The sequence below is a fragment of the Halopseudomonas litoralis genome, from assembly GCF_900105005.1.
GTDB classification, from domain to species: Bacteria; Pseudomonadota; Gammaproteobacteria; order Pseudomonadales; family Pseudomonadaceae; genus Halopseudomonas; species Halopseudomonas litoralis.
Genome location: NZ_LT629748.1, coordinates 867,322 through 884,684 on the forward strand (window position 1 = coordinate 867,322; position 17,363 = coordinate 884,684).

Below are 17,363 nucleotides of genomic sequence, written 5' to 3' on the forward strand. Positions count from 1 at the left end.
GGCTTCGGCAATCTATTATGTCGCGCTGCCGCTCTGCACCTGGTTGATCACAAAGCGGCTCTGCACTATTGCCGGCATGCGGGACAGGCGGATGCTCAGATCCTGCTCCGGTACCTGATAGTTCATCCCGCTGGTGAGCATCTTCAGCGCTGATTTGACCACTTCGACCGTGAGCCATTCCCCTGCACAGCGATGGCCATGCGAGTATTCGCCGCCCCCCTGGGGTATGAAGTTATAGGGGCTGTGATCCCAGTCGATGAAACGCTCCGGGTAGAAGCGCTCGGGTTGTTGCCAGATGCGTGGATCGTGATTGGTGCCGTGCAGGTCGAGCAGCATCCAGTCGCCCCGCTGGAACTGGTGATCCCGCCACTCGAAATCTTCCAGAGCGATGCCGCCGACGGCAGGGAAAAAGGGATAGAAACGGCGGACTTCGTTGGCAAATAATTCGGCCAGACCTTCTTCGCCATCACGCAGACGCTCCCGGTAGTGAGGATGGCGATGCAGCGCCAGCGCCGAAAAAGTGATGTAGCGCGCGACCGCGACGATGGGGCGCAGCAAGTTGAGCAGCTCCACGGCGGCGGTGCGGTAATCCACGCCATGGCCGTGCAGCGCAGTGTGGTGGGCGATGATATCCAGCGGTGTGTGCGGGTCGGTGCGGGAATGGCTGCGGGCCTGGCGGACGAGGTCTCGCGCCCAGTGTTCGGTGCGTTGCCGCAACAGTTGGGCATTCCAGTTGCGCGGGCCGATACTGCCCGCGCCGTCAACCATCGCCGACAATTCTGCGGTGCGTTGTCTGGCTTGGCTTTCATCAAGGGTGATGCCGACCCAGCGGCAGGCGCTGCGACAGAGGATGTATTCGGCTTCGGTATGCAGTACCACAGAGGGCATGGCTTGCCAGCGCGGCAGCTGCGCTCGCCATTCCTGTTCAAAGATCTCCACCAGTTGCTTCAGGCGGGCCGGCCCCATCAGTGACATGAACATCTCTTTGCGCCGAGCATGGGCTTCGCCGGTCAAGGTCAGGCTGCTGCCCTTGTCCTGCAGCAGCGACAAGGTAGTCGGTGGCATTGCATGGTTGCGCGTGAATCGGCCGGGTACATAGAACATGCGCGCTGCGTCTTCACCGCTGACGCAATACACCGAGCGCAGCATGATGCGGGTCTGGAAAATATCGCTGGCATACTCGCGGCAGCGGTCGGCGATGAAGTTGTAGCCGCTACCCAGAAAGGCTGTGCTACTATCGAATGCGGTGTCCCGGGGGATGCTGCTCATGGCGTGCCCTCGACTTTTCCAACTGGCGTTAACGGGTTGGAAAAGTCGGGGCTGGCAAAGTTCGGGTTATATCGCCGCGCTGCTCAGAGTTGCGCAGCAGAGGCCATCAAGCGCCGGTAGCTGTCAGCGCGTTTGTCCTGATCGAATATTGGACTGTTTACAATGAGTTCGTTTGCACCGCTGCGCTCGAGCAGATCCGCCATCTGCTGAGCGACAGTCTGCTCATCACCGATCAGGGTGCCGGCGAGGGTGGAGAGCACTTGATGCCGCTCATGGGGCTGCCACAAGGCGTCCATGTCTTCGACCGGTGGGCGCAATTGACCGCGCTCGCCGCGGATCATGTTGAGGAAGGATTGCTGGTGCGAGCTGGCCAGGTAGTGTGCTTCGTCGCGGGTTTCGGCTACGAAAGCATTGATGCCGAGCATGGCGTGAGGCTGCGCCAGCGTTGCCGAGGACACAAAACTGTCCTGATAGGCGCGCATGGCGGCCATCAGGTAATCCGGTGAGAACTGTCCGGCAAAGGCAAAGGGCAGCCCGAGACTGGCCGCCAGCTGGGCGCTGAAGGTGCTGGAGCCGAGTAGCCAGATGGGCACGTCAAGACCGGCTCCGGGCACGGCGACCAAGCGCTGACCCGGCTCCGGTTCGGCAAAGTAATGGCGAAGCTCTTCGAGCATCTGCGGAAAATCTTCACCGTCGGTACGGCCGCGGCGCAGTGCCCGGGCGGTTGCCATGTCGGTGCCGGGTGCGCGCCCCAGGCCCAGGTCGATACGACCGGGATACAGTGATTCAAGGGTGCCAAACTGCTCGGCGATCTGCAGCGGCGAATGGTTCGGCAGCATGATGCCGCCGGAACCGAGGCGGATCCGCTCGGTCCCGGCAGCGAGATAGCCTATGACCACTGAGGTAGCGGCGCTGGCAATGCCGACCATATTGTGATGCTCGGCCACCCAGAAGCGCTGATAGCCCAACTGCTCGGCATGCCTGGCCAGTTGCAGACTGTTGCGCAGGGCTTGCGCTGGGGTTGAACCCAGGGTGACGGGACAGAGATCCAGAATCGAGAGCGGTACGGCTGGGGTGGTCATATAGGCTCCGGAACAGCAGGGATGTGCCGGTCATGCTAACCCCGGTTGCTCGCAGAACATAGCCCCGCAGTGCGGGTCGGGAGCGGGCATTCCGATCCGGGCGCCTTGCGCAAAGTCGATTCCGAGCAGTTGCACCTGCTGCAGAACAGCATCGTTATGCACGAATTCCGCGACTGTCTGCATGCCCAGCTCCTGAGCGAAGTGCACTATGCCCTGAGTCAGGGTGCGTGCGTCCGGATCGCTGTCCAGCTGGCGGATCAGGCTGCCATCGATCTTGATCAGGTCCACATTCAGCCGCAGCAGATGTTCGAAGTTGGAGTAGCCAGTGCCGAAGTCGTCGATGGCAATGCGGCAGCCCAGCGCCTTGGCCTTGTCAATAAACTGGCGTACTGCCTGGTAGTTATCGATGCCTTCGGACTCCAGAATTTCAAAGATTACCCGTTGTGCCAGCGACGGGTCCTGCAACCGCTGCAGTATGTAATCGCTCAATTCAGTGTCCAGCAGGTCGTCGCAGGACAGATTGAGCGAGAACTGCATATCGCTATAGGCAAAATGCGTGAAGCATTGGTCCACCATACAGAGTGTGATCTGACGGTACAGGCGGATCTTGCGGGCGATCGGGAGGAAGCTGGCGGGGCTGATCGGCGTACCGTCGACCTCCAACATGCGTACCAGGCACTCGAATTTGTCGATATGCCCGGTGCGCAGGTTCATGATTGGTTGGAACCACGGCACGATACGCTTCTCGTCCAGCGCGGTGCGCAACCGGCTGGCCCAGATCAGATTCTGCTCATAGGTTTCGCGCATGCGATGCGCGGGGTCATGGATCAGATAGTTGAGTTTGTTCAGGCGCGCGAGTTTCAGAGCAATATTGGCGGATGGCGGAAGTTGTTCGCTGGCCAGCGGAGAGCCGTCAGGTTGTACTGTGGCAGCCAGCCCCAGCGTGGCCTGCAGCGGAATCTGCTCTCCCTGCCAGCAGATGGTCAGACTTTTGATAAAGGATTGCAGGTTGTTCAACCGCTGCTCAAGCTCGCTGCGTCCAGGGCTGTCGGGAAACAGCAGGGCCATTTCATCGCCGGGCATGTGATACACCCGTACGGTATGCCAGCAAGGCGTATCCAGTACGTGCTGTTGCAGCCGTGCAGCCAGCTCGCGGATGACATGGTCACCGCACTGATTTCCGTAGAAATCGTTGACTTCCTTGAAGGCGTCGATGTTGAGCAGTATCAGCGTCGCGGGCTGATCCCCCTGCAGATCCAGCAGCAGACGCTCACGGTTGGGCAAGCCAGTGAGGGCGTCGGTATACAGGCTGTTCAACTGTTTGAGGGTGCTCGCAACCAGGTACAGAATCAAACCGGACAGCAACAGCAAAATGCTGACGATGATAGCAACGATACGGAAGTTGCTGGCCCGCATGGGCGCCAGTACCGCATCGATCTCGGCCTGGGGTATGCCGATTCCAAAGGTCATTCCCGCTTCGGTAGGGGCATGGAAAAGGACGTATTCGGCCTCGCCCACCTGCAGTACCTGGCTCTGCATCGGGGAGACGGGGTAACGGCTGGTAAGATTCTCCGGCACGGGCTGCGTAGCGGGCTGCCGGGGTAGTTGCAACCTGGTGATGGCCTCCATCAATAGCTGCGCATGCTGCACATCGGCTGCCTCGGCCAAACTCGACAGGTTGCGGTTCTCCCGATCGAGCAGAAAGGAGAAGGTGCCCGGCGTGATACGCACACGGCTGACCAGACGGATGACCTCATCGGCCTGCCAGTCGGTAGCGGCCAGTCCGATTACCTTGCCGCGGCGGTCGTGGATCGGGGTGCTGACGCTGATGACCACGTTGTCGATCTGAGGTTTGTAATAGGCAGCGGTCCAGTGGTAGGGCTTGGCGCTTTGCTCGGGAAGGGGCGCCTGCGCCGGCGGCTGCAGGCGCAGGTACCAATCCCTGTTCTGAAAGCCGGTTTCCCGGCGGGTGGTGTGGATGGCGGTATTGCCCCGGTAACCGTAGACGCCAATGGCGGCGGTTCGGTAACCGCCGGCCTGAAACAGGATGCCGCCACCATGAACATCATGCAGGTCTCGCAAGGTGGTACTCACGCTGTGTTCCAGTTCGGCGATATTGTCGCGTCCGGACAGGCTCTTCTGCCGGGCGAACAGATCGCCTATGCGGGCCAGGGCACCGGTGTTCTGCTCCATCAGGAAGTGATGGGCGTTGATGCGCTCCAGGTTGGAATGGAAAGTATCGGCAATCTGTTGCTGGCGTTGTTCGGACATGGCCCGTTGCGCGAAAGTCAGGTTCAAGCTCGACATCAGCCACATGCCGGCAATAAACAGGCCGACCAGCAGGAGCAGGATCAGCATGATGGAGCTTTTGCGTCTGGTCATGGCGGCAGGCTCAATAAGACCGGCCATGCAGGCCGCTCTCGATACGCAGGCGAGCGGTGTGTACCTGCTCGGTAGTCAGTTGCCGGGCCAGGGTCTGTATCCGTGGTTCGGCGTCTTGCTCGCCGTTGAGCAGCGTCAGGCTCAGCCAGATATAGGCTTCGGTGTATTCCGGGGGGCCTCCGGTGCCATCCATATAGCTGGCGCCCAGCCGGTATTGCGCGGTGGCCGATCCCTGCGAAGCTGCACGAAGCAGCCATTGGCGTGCGCCGGCTTGTCCGGCTCCGCGATCATTGAAGTGGATATCGGCCAGCTGCAATTGCGCGGCAACATCGTCCTGACCGGCCGCGCGTTCCAGCCAATGTTGCGCCGCAGGCGGATCGATCTCGGTGCCGACACCGTCCAGGTAGGCCATGCCGGCCTGGTACTGTGCCGCTGCCAATCCGCGGTCTGCTGCCTCCTTGATCAGCGCCAGTGCTTTGATGGTGTCAGTCTGAGTGCCCTGGCCTCGTTGATATAGTTGGGCCAGTAATAGCTGCCCGGGCGCATGTTGTTGCCTGGCAGAGCGTTGGGCCCAGTCAAAGGCGCCGGCATGATCAGCATTTATCTGCAGAATGGCGGCGAGATGGTGCTGTGCCTTCGCGTCCCCAGACTCGGCTGCGACGTTGCAGGCGGGCAAGGCTTGTTGGTAGTTCTTGATCGCGAACAGCAGGTAGCAGCTGTTCGCCCGACGCTGTTGCTGTGTCGAGGCTGCGGGAGGTGTCGCCGTATTGGCGGCCGGCGCTGCGATGACAGGGCTTGCGGCGACGCGTTGGCTGAATGCCTCTACCTGTCCGGGACAGGAGTATTGATAGCCTTTGCGCAGCAGCTTCAGATTGCTCGGGGTGGGTTGCCGACGGGCATAACGGGTGCCAATGGCCCGGCAGCGACTGTCGCGCTCGCGAGCGATACGCTGATAACTGCGGGAGTCTGCATGCTGTGTGGCGTGCTGTTCGAGAAACCGGGTCATGGGGTCGATCCGCGGTTGGTCCAGTAGATGTTCGACCTGCTCGTGCAACGCCTGTTCCGCTGTGCTGTCACTGCTTCCGCCGGTCAGGCGTTGACCCTGCTGCGCAATGGCGACACCCGTGCGGCTCAACAGCTCGCCGGTTCTGGACCACAAATTCGTCTGTTCTGGCGAACCTGCGCAACCGACCAGATAGCACGACAGCAACAATACGGATAATGCGCGCATGAATTCTCTCGTTAATACAGGAGACTGACAGATGACATTAAAACAATATCATGTGTCCGCGGTAGATTTTTTCCCGATTTGTGGAACAGTTCTTGCCTAGAGAAGGGCCAGAGGAACTTTTTCGTCAATTTATTGTTTTGAGGTAACTCAAGGGAATGCCAGTCAATCGTGGTGAGATGATGAACTCCATGCGCAGCAACCTGGCGGGTCTGCGTCACGGTAGCCTGGGTGTGCCGATTCTGCTGCTGGCCATGCTCGGCATGATGATGCTGCCGGTTCCGCCGTTTCTGCTGGATGTGTTCTTCACCTTCAATATTGCCTTGTCACTGGTCGTGCTGCTGGTCTGTGCGTACGCCCTGCGGCCCCTGGACTTTGCCGCCTTCCCTACCATTCTGCTGGTGGCGACGTTGCTGCGCCTGGCGCTGAACGTGGCCTCGACCCGCGTCGTTCTGCTGAACGGCCATGAAGGCGGTGATGCGGCCGGCAAGGTCATCCAGGCCTTCGGTGAGGTAGTGATCGGCGGCAATTTCGTGGTCGGTCTGGTGGTATTCACCATCCTCATGATCATCAACTTCGTGGTGGTGACCAAGGGGGCGGGGCGCATATCCGAGGTCAGCGCGCGCTTCACTCTGGACGCCATGCCCGGTAAGCAGATGGCAATCGATGCGGATCTGAACGCCGGTCTGATCGATCAGGAAGAAGCCAAGGTTCGCCGTATGGAAGTGGCCCAGGAAGCAGACTTCTACGGTTCGATGGATGGCGCCAGCAAGTTCGTTCGCGGTGATGCGGTGGCCGGTCTGCTGATCCTGTTCATCAACGTGATTGGCGGTCTGGCCATCGGTATGGCGCAGCATGGGTTGGGCTTTGCCGAGGCGGGTGAGATCTATGTACTGCTGACCATCGGTGACGGCCTGGTAGCGCAGATTCCCTCGCTGCTGCTGTCCACCGCGGCCGCGATCATGGTGACGCGGGTTTCCACTTCCGAAGATATGGGTGGTCAGGTCAAGCGGCAGATGTTCGCGTCCCCCAAGGCGCTGGGTATCGCCGCGGCCATCATGATCGTCATGGGCCTGATTCCGGGTATGCCGCATTTGTCCTTCCTGAGCCTGGGCGCCTTGGCTGCTGGCGGTGCTTATCTCATTGCCAAGCGACAGCGGCTCAAGGTGGAAGCGGAGCAGGCTGCCGAGCAGCAGCAGGCGCAACAGCCGGCGCTGCAGCGCCCGGAGAACCGTGAGCTGGGCTGGGATGATGTAACCCCGGTTGACATGGTCGGGCTGGAAGTCGGCTATCGGTTGATCCCCCTGGTTGACCGCAGTCAGGGCGGGCAGTTGCTGGCGCGAATCAAGGGTATTCGCAAAAAACTGTCACAGGATCTGGGTTTTCTCATGCCCTCCGTGCATATCCGCGACAACCTGGATCTGGCGCCGAACGTTTATCGCATCACCTTGATGGGTGTCGGTTTGGCGGAAGCCGAAGTACATGCCGACCGTGAGCTGGCGATCAACCCGGGGCAGGTGTTCGGTGAGATCAAGGGCATTCCGGGCAAGGACCCGGCATTTGGTCTGGATGCGGTGTGGATCGAGTCCATGCACAAGGATCAGGCGCAATCCCTGGGTTACACGGTGGTCGATGTCAGCACAGTGGTTGCTACTCACCTTAATCAGATTCTCTACAAGCACTCCCACGAGCTGCTTGGTCATGAAGAGGTTCAGCAACTGCTGAAGGTGCTGGCCAAGGCCTCGCCCAAACTTGCCGAAGAGCTGGTGCCGGGGATCATTTCCCTGTCCGGTCTGCTCAAGGTATTGCAGGGGTTGCTGCAGGAGCAGGTGCCGGTGAGGGACATTCGTACCATTGCCGAGGCCATCGCCAACCAGGCGGGCAAGAGTCAAGATACCGGCGCTCTGATCGGCGCCGTGCGTATCGCATTATCGCGCTCCATCGTGCAAAGCATTGTCGGGCTTGAGTCCGAGCTGCCTGTGATTACCTTGGAGCCAAGGTTGGAACAGATATTGCTTCAGAGTCTGCAGAAGGCTGGGCAAGGCAATGATGACGGCATTCTGTTGGAGCCTGGTATGGCGGAGAAACTGCAACGTTCGCTCGCGGACATGGTGCAGCGCCAGGAAATGCAGGGCAAACCGGCGATATTGCTGGTCGCCGGCCCGGTACGCAACATGATGGCAAGGTTTGTCAGATATGCGGCGCCCGGAGCGCAGGTATTGTCCTACCAGGAGATACCCGACAGCAAACAGGTCACCATCGTTGCCACCGTCGGACAGAATTGATTTACACAGGGGTGAGGTCAGGCCATGAGAGTCAAACGTTTTTTTGCAGCAGACATGCGCTCGGCAATGAAACTGGTGCGCGACGAGATGGGCGCGGAAGCGTCCATCATCGCCAACCGGCGAGTAGCCGGTGGGGTCGAGCTGACCGCAGCGCTGGATTATGAAGCGCCGCGCCTGACGCCACCCACGCCCGGCTTGGATCTGGAGCTGAAGAAGACCCAGGAACGCATCATCAGTGCCCGGGCCAATCTCCAGGACGGCGAACGCCCGTCCGAGGGCCCCAGCGTGAACCGTCAATTGTTCGGTGACAGCATGCGCCAGGCAGCAGAGCAGGGCTCGCCGGTGGCGCGTGATCTACTGGAACGGCTGCACAGTGAACGCGCAGCGCCCACAGCACCCGCAGAAACAGCAGCCAGGTCTGCCCCTCCGGCCACTGATGATTTCGACGCTATGCGTTCGGAAATCGCCGGGCTGCGCGACATGCTCGAATCCCAGCTGGGTGGCCTGGCCTGGGGTCAGGTCAATCAGCATCAGCCGCGACAGGCCAGCCTGTGGCGCCGGTTGGTGCACCTGGGGCTGCCCCCGGAGTTATGCAAGGAATTGTTGGCCAAGGTGGTCGATGTGACCGACGTGCGCCAGGCCTGGCGCCTGTTGCTGGCACATCTGGCCCAGGGTGTTCCGGCCATGCGTGAAGAGCTGATCGATCAGGGTGGCGTGATTGCGCTGGTCGGACCGACCGGTGCCGGCAAGACCACCACGCTGGGCAAGCTGGCGGCGCGCTATGTCCTCAAACACGGCAGCCAGAGCGTGGCGCTGGTGACCATGGATACCTATCGCATCGGCGCCCATGAGCAGTTGCGCACCCTGGGCCGCATACTCAACGTACCGGTACGAGTGGTGGATGAACAGAACAGTCTGAATGATGTGCTGGAGGAGTTCGGCAACAAGCGTCTGGTGTTGGTGGACACGGCCGGGCTGCAGGCGCAGGATCCGCAATTGCGCGGGCAGCTCAGCGAGTTGGCAACACAAGGCTCGCGTATCAGCACCTTGTTGGTATTGGCGGCCACCAGCCAATATCGTGTGCTCAAGGCGGCATGGCACAATTACCGCTGCTGCAACCCGGTGGGTTGCATTCTGACCAAGGTGGACGAGGCAGCTACGCTGGGCGAAGCACTGGGGCTGGCTATGGAGCAACGTCTCCCGGTAGCCTATGTAGCTGATGGCCAGCGTATACCCGATGACCTGTCCCGCGGTGTCGGGCACCAACTGGTCAGCCGCGCCGTAGGTCTGGCAGGTAATGAGATGGCAGCTGACCAGACCATGGCCGACGTTTTTGCCGGTATACTCCATAGCCAGCGCGCAAGTTAACGATTTGATAAAGGCGACAGCATAGATGGGCAATCATCCGGTTCAGGTAATCGCAGTTACCGGCGGCAAGGGCGGAGTGGGCAAGACCAATGTGTCTGTCAATCTGGCCCTGGCGCTGGCCGATCTCGGGCGTCGCGTGGTGTTGATGGATGCGGACCTGGGGCTGGCCAATGTCGATGTGCAGCTGGGATTGCGACCCAAGGCGACCTTGGCCGATGTGCTGGCGGGCAACTGCGACCTGCGCGAAGTGTTGATCAACGGGCCGGGCGGCATCCGCATCGTGCCCGCCGCCTCGGGTGCCGCAGAAATGGTCAATCTGGGGCCGCGTGAGCATGCCGGGCTGATCCAGGCGTTCAGTGACATAGGCGATGAAATGGACGTGCTGATCGTCGATACCGCTGCCGGTATTGGTGATTCGGTAGTCAGTTTCGTGCGCGCAGCTCAGGAGGTGATCGTGGTGGTGTGTGATGAACCCACCTCCATCACCGATGCCTATGCCTTGATCAAGCTGCTCAACCGCGACCATGGCGTCACCCGTTTCAGGGTGTTGGCGAACATGGTTCACACCCCGCAGGAAGGCCATAACGTTTTCAACAAGCTGCTGCAGGTGACTGATCGCTTCCTGGAAGTGGCTCTGCAGTATGTTGGCGCCGTGCCCTACGATGAGTCCATCCGCAAGGCCGCGCAGAAGCAACGCGGGGTCTACGATGCCTTTCCGCGGAGCAAGGCCTCGCTGGCCATCCGCGGCATCGCCCGCAAGGTCGATGCCTGGCCACTGCCTTCCAGCCCGCGTGGGCATCTGGAATTTTTTGTGGAGCGCCTGGTGCAGCGGACCGGAATACCGTCATGAGCAGGGGGGCAGGAGGCGGTGTCAATATGTACGCGCGCACCATGGGCGCTGCCACCGAGCAGGACCGTCTGGTGCAGCAGTACGCACCGCTGGTCAAGCGTATTGCTTTCCATATGCTCGCCCGCCTGCCCGCCAGTGTGCAGGTGGATGACCTGATTCAGGCCGGAATGCTCGGTCTGCTGGAAGCCTCCCGCAAGTTCGATCACGGCAAGGGTGCCAGTTTCGAGACCTATGCCGGCATCCGCATTCGCGGCGCCATGCTGGATGATGTGCGCAAGGGCGATTGGGCCCCCCGCTCGGTCCATCGCAATACCCGTCTGGTCAGTAGTGCGATCCGCGCCGTTGAGACGAAAGTTGGACGTGACGCTAAAGATCACGAGGTTGCGGCCGAATTGGATATGAGCCTCGAAGATTATTACGCGATTCTCAACGACACGGCCGGCAGCAAGCTGTTCAGTTTTGAAGATCTGCTCGAAGCCGGCGCGCCGACCGAGGTTGGCGCCGACCATGAGCCCTTCGATGGAGTGGAGGACGAACGCTTTCGCAAGGCATTGGCCGAGGCGATAGACAAGCTGCCCGAACGCGAGCGGCTGGTGCTGTCGTTGTATTACGACGAGGAGTTGAACCTCAAGGAGATCGGCGCGGTGCTCGGCGTGAGCGAGTCCAGGGTCAGTCAGTTGCACAGTCAGTGCGCAGCGCGTCTGCGCGGGCGTATGGCCGACTGGCGCGACGGCTGAATCAGCGCTCACAGCATCTGGCTGGTCAGTGACAACAGTTTCGCGAAGTGTATGGGGCACAGACCCTCGCTGCACTTCTTCTGGTTTGTATGGAGGTCGACTTGGACAAGAACATGAAAATTCTCATCGTCGATGATTTTTCGACGATGCGACGCATTATCAAGAATCTGTTGCGTGATCTCGGTTTCACCAATACCGCTGAAGCAGACGATGGCACCACCGCGTTGCCGATGCTGCAAAGCGGTAATTTCGATTTTCTGGTGACCGACTGGAATATGCCCGGTATGAGCGGCATCGATCTGCTGCGTGCGGTGCGTGCGGACGAGCGCCTGAAGCACCTGCCGGTGTTGATGGTGACGGCTGAAGCCAAGCGCGACCAGATCATCGAAGCGGCTCAGGCTGGAGTCAACGGCTATGTAGTCAAGCCATTCACGGCGCAGGCACTCAAGGAAAAAATCGAAAAGGTTTTTGAGCGGGTCGAGGCCAGATGAATTCCGGGGGCAAGTTATGGCACTGAGCAGTAATCCCGGCCAGACGATCGCCGATGAGTTCGAGCATTCCCTTAAAAGCAATGCCCGGAAACTGGTGGATCACCTCGAAGAGGGTGATTACCGAGAGGCAGTACTGGTCATACACGAGATCAACCAGGCGCGCGATCGCGGCCTGTATTACGAGGTCGGCAAGCTTACTCGCGCACTGCACAACTCGATTGTCAATTTCCAGATCGACACTGTGCGTACGCTCGATAGCGAAGCTGAAGCCGCGGAAGCATCGAAGATTTCCGACGCCTCTGATCGTCTCGACTACGTGGTCAGGCTGACGGACAAGGCTGCCAATCGGACCATGGATCTGGTCGAGAGCAGTGCGCCCGTGATATCGGCGCTCGGCAGGGAAGCGACGACTCTGCGGGCTGAATGGGCACGATTGCAGCGGCGGGAAATGAGCGCGGCGGAATTCCGCGAGCTGTCACGCAACATTCTGGCGTTTCTCGAGCGCAGCGAACAGCACAGCGGTGAAGTGTCGGCGAATCTGAACGATATTCTCATGGCTCAGGACTACCAGGATCTCACGGGGCAGGTGATCAAGCGTGTCATCACGCTGGTGCATGATGTCGAGGAAAGCCTGTTGAATCTGGTGCGCATGGCGGGTCACGTCGATCGGATCGCCGGTATTCAGCACAACCTGGCTGGACTGGATGAAAGAAGATCATCGCACCAGGGTGAAGGTCCGCAGATTCATGCCGATAAAAGGGATGACGTGGTATCGGGACAGGATGAGGTCGACGACCTGCTGTCCAGCCTTGGGTTCTGAGGGAGTATTAAATGAGCTTTGATGCAGATGAAGAGATTCTCCAGGACTTTCTGGTAGAAGCTGGGGAAATTCTCGAGTTGTTGTCGGAACAGCTGGTCGAGCTGGAAAACCGCCCCGGCGATACCGATCTGCTCAATGCCATTTTTCGTGGCTTTCATACGGTCAAAGGTGGGGCCGGCTTCCTGCAACTGGATGCGCTGGTTGATTGTTGCCACATCGCTGAGAATGTCTTCGACATTCTGCGCAAGGGTGAACGGCAGGTCGATGCCGAGCTGATGGATGTAGTACTGCAGGCGCTGGACACCATCAACAGCATGTTCGCTCAGGTACGCGAAGGCGAGGTGCTGACGCCTGCCGAGCCGCAACTGCTGGCTGGTCTGTCCGCGCTGGCCCAGCCTGCAGCAGCAGATATCGCTGCGCCAATTGAAGAGCCCGCACCCGCTTCCGTGGAGCAGCGGGTTGCTGAACAAGCTGACGCCGGTGATATCACAGACGATGAGTTCGAGCTGTTGCTTGACGCTCTGCATGTCAAGCCGGAAGAAGATACAGCGCCCGAAGTGCCTGCCGCCGCCAGTGATGACATCACCGATGACGAGTTCGAAGCGCTGCTCGACCAGCTGCATGGCACTGGCAAGGGGCCGGGTGCCGTCGCGCTGGAGCCTTCCGTGCCTGACGCCCCAGCGTCTCAAACCGATAGTTCTTCGGCGCCGGCAACGGATGTCATTACCGATGATGAGTTCGAAGCGTTGCTGGACCAGTTGCATGGCCCAGGCAAGGGGCCGGGCATCGCTGCTGATCTGACACCCGCTGCGTCTTTGGAGCGTGTCGAACCTGCAAAAATCGCCGTGAGTTCACCGGAGCCGGTGGCCAAGTCTGCTGCCGTGGCTGCTTCCAAGACCCCGGTACGAGCAGAAAAAAAGGCCGAGTCGAGCGCTGATGCGCCCGCCGCGGAGACCACGGTGCGTGTCGATACCGCGCGTCTCGATGAAATCATGAACATGGTCGGTGAGCTGGTATTGGTGCGTAACCGGCTGATGCGCCTGGGTGTTGGCAGCGAGGACGAAGAACTGGCCAAGGCGGTTGGCAATCTGGATGTGGTTACCGCCGATCTGCAGGCCTCGGTGATGAAAACCCGCATGCAGCCGATCAAGAAGGTGTTCGGTCGGTTCCCGCGGGTGGTGCGCGATTTGTCGCGCAGCCTGAAAAAGGAAATCACACTGGAGCTGATCGGCGAAGACACCGATCTGGACAAGAATCTGGTCGAGGCGCTGGCTGATCCTCTGGTGCATCTGGTGCGCAACTCGGTTGACCATGGCATCGAAATGCCTGACGAACGTGAAGCTGCGGGCAAGTCGCGTGTTGGTCAGATGGTCCTCGCTGCGCGCCAGGAAGGTGATCACATTCTGTTGACCATTACCGATGACGGTCGCGGCATGGATCCTGAAGTTCTGCGCGCCAAGGCGGTGGAAAAGGGCATGATGGATCGCGACGCCGCCGAGCGTTTGAGCGAGAGTGAATGCTTCAACCTGATTCTCGCGGCGGGCTTCTCGACCAAGACCGAGGTGTCCGACGTATCCGGGCGCGGCGTCGGTATGGACGTGGTCCGCACCCGCATTTCCCAACTCAATGGCAGCATTGCCATTGAGTCGACCAAGGGCAAGGGCACTCAGATCGCGATCAAGGTGCCGCTGACCCTGGCCATCATGCCGACGCTGATGGTGATGCTGAATAATCAGGCGTTCGCCCTGCCGCTGGTCAGCGTCAATGAGATCTACAGTCTCGATCTGTCACGTACCAACGTGGTCGACGGGCAGGAAGTGATTCTGGTGCGTGACAAGGCGCTGCCGCTGTTCTGGCTCAAACGCTGGCTGATGCCGGGGGCCGAGCAGAGTGCTGACCGCTCCGCTGCCAGTGTGGTGATCGTATCGGTCGGTACCCAGCGGGTAGGTTTCGTGGTCGACCAACTGGTAGGCCAGGAGGAAGTGGTCATCAAGCCGCTGGGACGCATGCTGCACGGTACGGCCGGCATGGCGGGTGCGACTATCACCGGTGACGGGCGGATAGCGCTGATTCTGGACATTCCCGGCCTGCTCAAGCGCTATGCGCGACGTGGCTGAGGGGAGATGATATGGCGGTCAAGGTTCTGGTGGTGGACGACTCGGGGTTTTTTCGCCGCCGGGTGACGGAAATACTCGCAGGCGATCCGCAGATCGAGGTAGTGGGGACGGCAAGCAACGGCAAGGAAGCGGTTGAGCAGACCCTGGCGCTGCATCCTGACGTCATAACCATGGATTACGAGATGCCGGTGATGGATGGCATCACTGCAGTGCGCCAGATCATGCAGCGTCAACCGACGCCGGTGCTGATGTTTTCCTCGCTGACCTACGAAGGCGCGCGGGTGAGTCTGGATGCGCTGGATGCCGGTGCGGCCGATTATCTGCCGAAGAATTTCGAGGATATCTCGCGTAACCCGGACAAGGTCCGCCAGTTGCTGTGTGATCGCGTGCATGCCCTGGCGCGCAGTAACCGCCGTTCGCTGGGTTTTTCTGCACCGAACACTGCATCGACTTCTGCATCATCGCCGGCGACACCAGCGGCGACACCAGCGGCCAGATCGGTGGCTGGATCAGTTGCCCCGCCAACCCAGGCTTCGTCCGAGCCGGCCCGGCGCAGTCCGGCACCGCGCAAGCGCGACTACAAGCTGGTGGCGATCGGTACTTCCACCGGCGGGCCTGTGGCGCTGCAGAAAGTTCTGACCCAGCTGCCCGCCGACTTTCCGGCACCGCTGCTGCTGATCCAGCATATGCCGGGTGCCTTTACCAAGGCTTTTGCCGAACGACTGGACAAGCTGTGTCGGATTTCCGTCAAAGAAGCCGAGGATGGTGACACCCTGCGTCCCGGCATGGCCTTGCTGGCGCCAGGCGGCAAGCAGATGATGCTCGACAGTCGCGGCGTGGTGCGCATTCTGCCCGGCGACGAGCGCCTCAACTACAAGCCCAGCGTTGATGTGACCTTTGGCTCGGCTGCCAAGGCACTGCAGGACCGGGTGCTGGCTATTGTCCTGACCGGCATGGGTGCCGATGGCCGGGAAGGCGCACGCATGCTGAAGCAGGCAGGCAGCTCGGTGTGGGCTCAGGACGAGGCCAGCTGCGTGATCTACGGCATGCCAATGGCGGTTGCCAAGGCCAATCTGGCCGATGGCATTTATGACCTTGACGACATTGCCCGTTACCTGACCGAGCTGCGCTGATGGAAATTCTGAGCATCATCGGCGTCATTCTGGCGTTTGTCGCCATTATCGGCGGCAACCATCTGGAAGGCGGGCATATCAGCGCACTGCTGAATGGCCCCGCCGCGCTGATCGTTATCGGTGGTACCTTGGGTGCGGCCTTGATTCAGACGCCGTTGCCGGTGTTCAAGCGTGCGCTGGGATTATTCCGCTGGGTGTTTGTTTCCCTGGATAACCCCCTGCGCGAGGGCATAGGCAAGGTCGTCAACTGGAGCAATATCGCACGCAAGGACGGTCTGCTCGGGCTGGAAGCCTTCGCCGATATGGAGTCCGACCTCTTTGCCCGCAAGGGCTTGCAGCTGCTTGCCGATGGCTGTGAGCCGGACACCCTGCGCAGCATTCTGGAGGTCGAACTGGTCAGCCGCGAAAACAACGATCTGCGGGCCGCGCGAGTATACGAAAGCATGGGTGGTTATGCGCCGACCATCGGGATCATAGGTGCGGTCATGGGCCTGATTCACGTCATGGGCAACCTGGCTGACCCATCGATGCTCGGCAGCGGTATCGCGGTCGCCTTTGTCGCCACCATATACGGTGTCGCGCTGGCCAACCTGCTGCTGTTGCCCATCGCCAACAAGCTCAAGGCAGTCATATTGCAGCAATCCTGCTACCGGGAAATGATGCTCGAAGGACTCCTGTCGATTGCCGAAGGGGAAAACCCACGCTCCATCGAAATGAAGCTAGAAGGCTTCCTGGACTGAAGCATGCGTCGTCGCCGCGAAGAGGAAGAAGTCAATAACGAACGCTGGATGGTGTCCTACGCTGACTTCATCACGCTGCTGTTCGCCTTTTTCGTGGTCATGTATTCGATTTCCTCGGTTAATGAGGGCAAGTACAAAGTATTGTCGGACTCGCTCATAGGCGCCTTCAGCCAGACCGCGAAAACCATAGACCCGATTCAGATCGGTGAGCATATACCGCGCACCGTGGCACCGGTATCGGAGGAGCAGGCGCCCCAGGCGCCCAATGCCCCTGCGCAGAATGGCAGTAATGGCACGGCCAGCGACCCGCTGGAAGATATTGCCGAGGCCATGCATGCGGCGTTTGGCGAGCTGATCTCGGTGGGTGATCTGCAGGTGCATGCCAACGAACTGTGGATTGAAATAGAACTGAATTCGGGGCTGTTGTTTCCCAGCGGGGATGCGCTGCCACGGGATGGTGCTTTCGATCTGGTAGAGCGGATCGCCGCCATTCTGACGCCCTATGACAACCCGGTGCATGTAGAAGGTTTTACCGATAACGTGCCGATCAGATCGCCAGCCTATCCCACCAATTGGGAGCTGTCGGCGGCGCGGGCGGCGAGTGTAGTACGCATGCTCAGTGCTGGCGGTATCGATGCCGCGCGGTTGGCCGCGGTGGGTTACGGGGAGCATCGGCCGGTTGGCGATAACGCCACAGCTGCGGGCCGGCGGGCGAATCGCCGGGTGGTATTGCTGGTATCGCGTTACACCGATACCCGACATCAACAGGCGCAGAACGACACCGCTGCGCTGCAGGGGATGCGCCAGGCAAGGGCCGATACCGGCAGCAGCATGAGTGGTACCAACTGATGCAACAGCGAA

14 protein-coding genes are annotated in these 17,363 nt (G+C 60.2%); 10 read left to right on the forward strand and 4 right to left on the reverse strand.

The window, feature by feature from the left end:
- Nucleotides 1-15: 15 nt before the first annotated feature.
- The 4 genes from BLU11_RS04305 to BLU11_RS04320 form a co-directional block, all read right to left on the reverse strand.
- Entirely contained in the window at nucleotides 16-1,269 is a 1,254-nt protein-coding gene (locus tag BLU11_RS04305; RefSeq protein WP_090272207.1) for a cytochrome P450, read from the reverse strand.
- Nucleotides 1,270-1,352: 83 nt separating this feature from the next.
- Entirely contained in the window at nucleotides 1,353-2,351 is a 999-nt protein-coding gene (locus BLU11_RS04310) for an LLM class flavin-dependent oxidoreductase (protein ID WP_090272208.1), read from the reverse strand.
- A 30-nt stretch (nucleotides 2,352-2,381) separates the two neighbouring features.
- Complete coding sequence (locus BLU11_RS04315; protein ID WP_231702269.1) at nucleotides 2,382-4,733, reverse strand: EAL domain-containing protein; 2,352 nt, start codon at nucleotides 4,731-4,733, stop codon at nucleotides 2,382-2,384.
- 10 nt (nucleotides 4,734-4,743) lie between these two features.
- Complete coding sequence (locus tag BLU11_RS04320) at nucleotides 4,744-5,964, reverse strand: tetratricopeptide repeat protein (RefSeq protein WP_090272210.1); 1,221 nt, start codon at nucleotides 5,962-5,964, stop codon at nucleotides 4,744-4,746.
- 176 nt (nucleotides 5,965-6,140) lie between these two features.
- On the opposite strand from BLU11_RS04320, the gene flhA reads away from it, so the two are divergent.
- The 10 genes from flhA to motD all read left to right on the forward strand — a co-directional run bounded on the left by flhA (nucleotide 6,141) and on the right by motD (nucleotide 17,351).
- Nucleotides 6,141-8,246, forward strand: a complete 2,106-nt coding sequence (gene flhA / locus BLU11_RS04325) for a flagellar biosynthesis protein FlhA (protein ID WP_407920245.1) — start codon at nucleotides 6,141-6,143, stop codon at nucleotides 8,244-8,246.
- 24 nt (nucleotides 8,247-8,270) lie between these two features.
- Nucleotides 8,271-9,614 carry a flagellar biosynthesis protein FlhF gene (gene flhF / locus BLU11_RS04330; RefSeq protein ID WP_090272212.1) on the forward strand — a complete coding sequence of 448 codons (1,344 nt, stop codon included), beginning with the start codon at nucleotides 8,271-8,273 and terminating at the stop codon, nucleotides 9,612-9,614.
- Nucleotides 9,615-9,639: 25 nt separating this feature from the next.
- The gene (gene fleN, locus BLU11_RS04335; protein WP_090272213.1) at nucleotides 9,640-10,464 is read left to right on the forward strand and encodes a flagellar synthesis regulator FleN; all 825 of its coding nucleotides are present in this window, start codon (nucleotides 9,640-9,642) and stop codon (nucleotides 10,462-10,464) included.
- Nucleotides 10,461-11,201 (forward strand): RNA polymerase sigma factor FliA, encoded by a 741-nt coding sequence (locus BLU11_RS04340; protein ID WP_407920224.1) that lies wholly within the window; start codon nucleotides 10,461-10,463, stop codon nucleotides 11,199-11,201. Before fleN ends, BLU11_RS04340 begins: the two co-directional genes overlap by 4 nt.
- Nucleotides 11,202-11,314: 113 nt before the next feature.
- On the forward strand, nucleotides 11,315-11,692 hold the full coding sequence (locus BLU11_RS04345) for a chemotaxis response regulator CheY (RefSeq protein ID WP_172828670.1): 378 nt from the start codon (nucleotides 11,315-11,317) through the stop codon (nucleotides 11,690-11,692).
- Nucleotides 11,693-11,708: 16 nt separating this feature from the next.
- Nucleotides 11,709-12,512 (forward strand): protein phosphatase CheZ, encoded by an 804-nt coding sequence (locus tag BLU11_RS04350; RefSeq protein WP_090272215.1) that lies wholly within the window; start codon nucleotides 11,709-11,711, stop codon nucleotides 12,510-12,512.
- 11 nt (nucleotides 12,513-12,523) lie between these two features.
- Complete coding sequence (locus BLU11_RS04355) at nucleotides 12,524-14,629, forward strand: chemotaxis protein CheA (protein WP_090272216.1); 2,106 nt, start codon at nucleotides 12,524-12,526, stop codon at nucleotides 14,627-14,629.
- A gap of 11 nt (nucleotides 14,630-14,640) precedes the next feature.
- Nucleotides 14,641-15,762 (forward strand): protein-glutamate methylesterase/protein-glutamine glutaminase, encoded by a 1,122-nt coding sequence (locus tag BLU11_RS04360; protein WP_090272217.1) that lies wholly within the window; start codon nucleotides 14,641-14,643, stop codon nucleotides 15,760-15,762.
- Nucleotides 15,762-16,502 carry a flagellar motor protein gene (locus BLU11_RS04365; protein ID WP_090272218.1) on the forward strand — a complete coding sequence of 247 codons (741 nt, stop codon included), beginning with the start codon at nucleotides 15,762-15,764 and terminating at the stop codon, nucleotides 16,500-16,502. The genes BLU11_RS04360 and BLU11_RS04365 overlap by 1 nt, the downstream gene beginning before the upstream one ends.
- A 3-nt stretch (nucleotides 16,503-16,505) precedes the next feature.
- Nucleotides 16,506-17,351, forward strand: coding sequence for a flagellar motor protein MotD (gene motD / locus BLU11_RS04370; protein WP_090272219.1), 846 nt, complete (start codon nucleotides 16,506-16,508; stop codon nucleotides 17,349-17,351).
- The last annotated feature ends 12 nt before the right edge of the window (nucleotides 17,352-17,363 follow it).

Coding starts and splice junctions, on each gene's coding strand:
- fleN (WP_090272213.1), top strand. CDS start 9,640: ATGGGCAATCATCCGGTTCAGGTAATCGCAGTTACCGGCGGCAAGGGC.
- BLU11_RS04305 (WP_090272207.1), bottom strand. CDS start 1,269: ATGAGCAGCATCCCCCGGGACACCGCATTCGATAGTAGCACAGCCTTT.
- BLU11_RS04350 (WP_090272215.1), top strand. CDS start 11,709: ATGGCACTGAGCAGTAATCCCGGCCAGACGATCGCCGATGAGTTCGAG.
- BLU11_RS04355 (WP_090272216.1), top strand. CDS start 12,524: ATGAGCTTTGATGCAGATGAAGAGATTCTCCAGGACTTTCTGGTAGAA.
- BLU11_RS04310 (WP_090272208.1), bottom strand. CDS start 2,351: ATGACCACCCCAGCCGTACCGCTCTCGATTCTGGATCTCTGTCCCGTC.
- BLU11_RS04340 (WP_407920224.1), top strand. CDS start 10,461: ATGAGCAGGGGGGCAGGAGGCGGTGTCAATATGTACGCGCGCACCATG.
- motD (WP_090272219.1), top strand. CDS start 16,506: ATGCGTCGTCGCCGCGAAGAGGAAGAAGTCAATAACGAACGCTGGATG.
- flhF (WP_090272212.1), top strand. CDS start 8,271: ATGAGAGTCAAACGTTTTTTTGCAGCAGACATGCGCTCGGCAATGAAA.
- flhA (WP_407920245.1), top strand. CDS start 6,141: ATGATGAACTCCATGCGCAGCAACCTGGCGGGTCTGCGTCACGGTAGC.
- BLU11_RS04360 (WP_090272217.1), top strand. CDS start 14,641: ATGGCGGTCAAGGTTCTGGTGGTGGACGACTCGGGGTTTTTTCGCCGC.
- BLU11_RS04315 (WP_231702269.1), bottom strand. CDS start 4,733: ATGACCAGACGCAAAAGCTCCATCATGCTGATCCTGCTCCTGCTGGTC.
- BLU11_RS04320 (WP_090272210.1), bottom strand. CDS start 5,964: ATGCGCGCATTATCCGTATTGTTGCTGTCGTGCTATCTGGTCGGTTGC.
- BLU11_RS04345 (WP_172828670.1), top strand. CDS start 11,315: ATGAAAATTCTCATCGTCGATGATTTTTCGACGATGCGACGCATTATC.
- BLU11_RS04365 (WP_090272218.1), top strand. CDS start 15,762: ATGGAAATTCTGAGCATCATCGGCGTCATTCTGGCGTTTGTCGCCATT.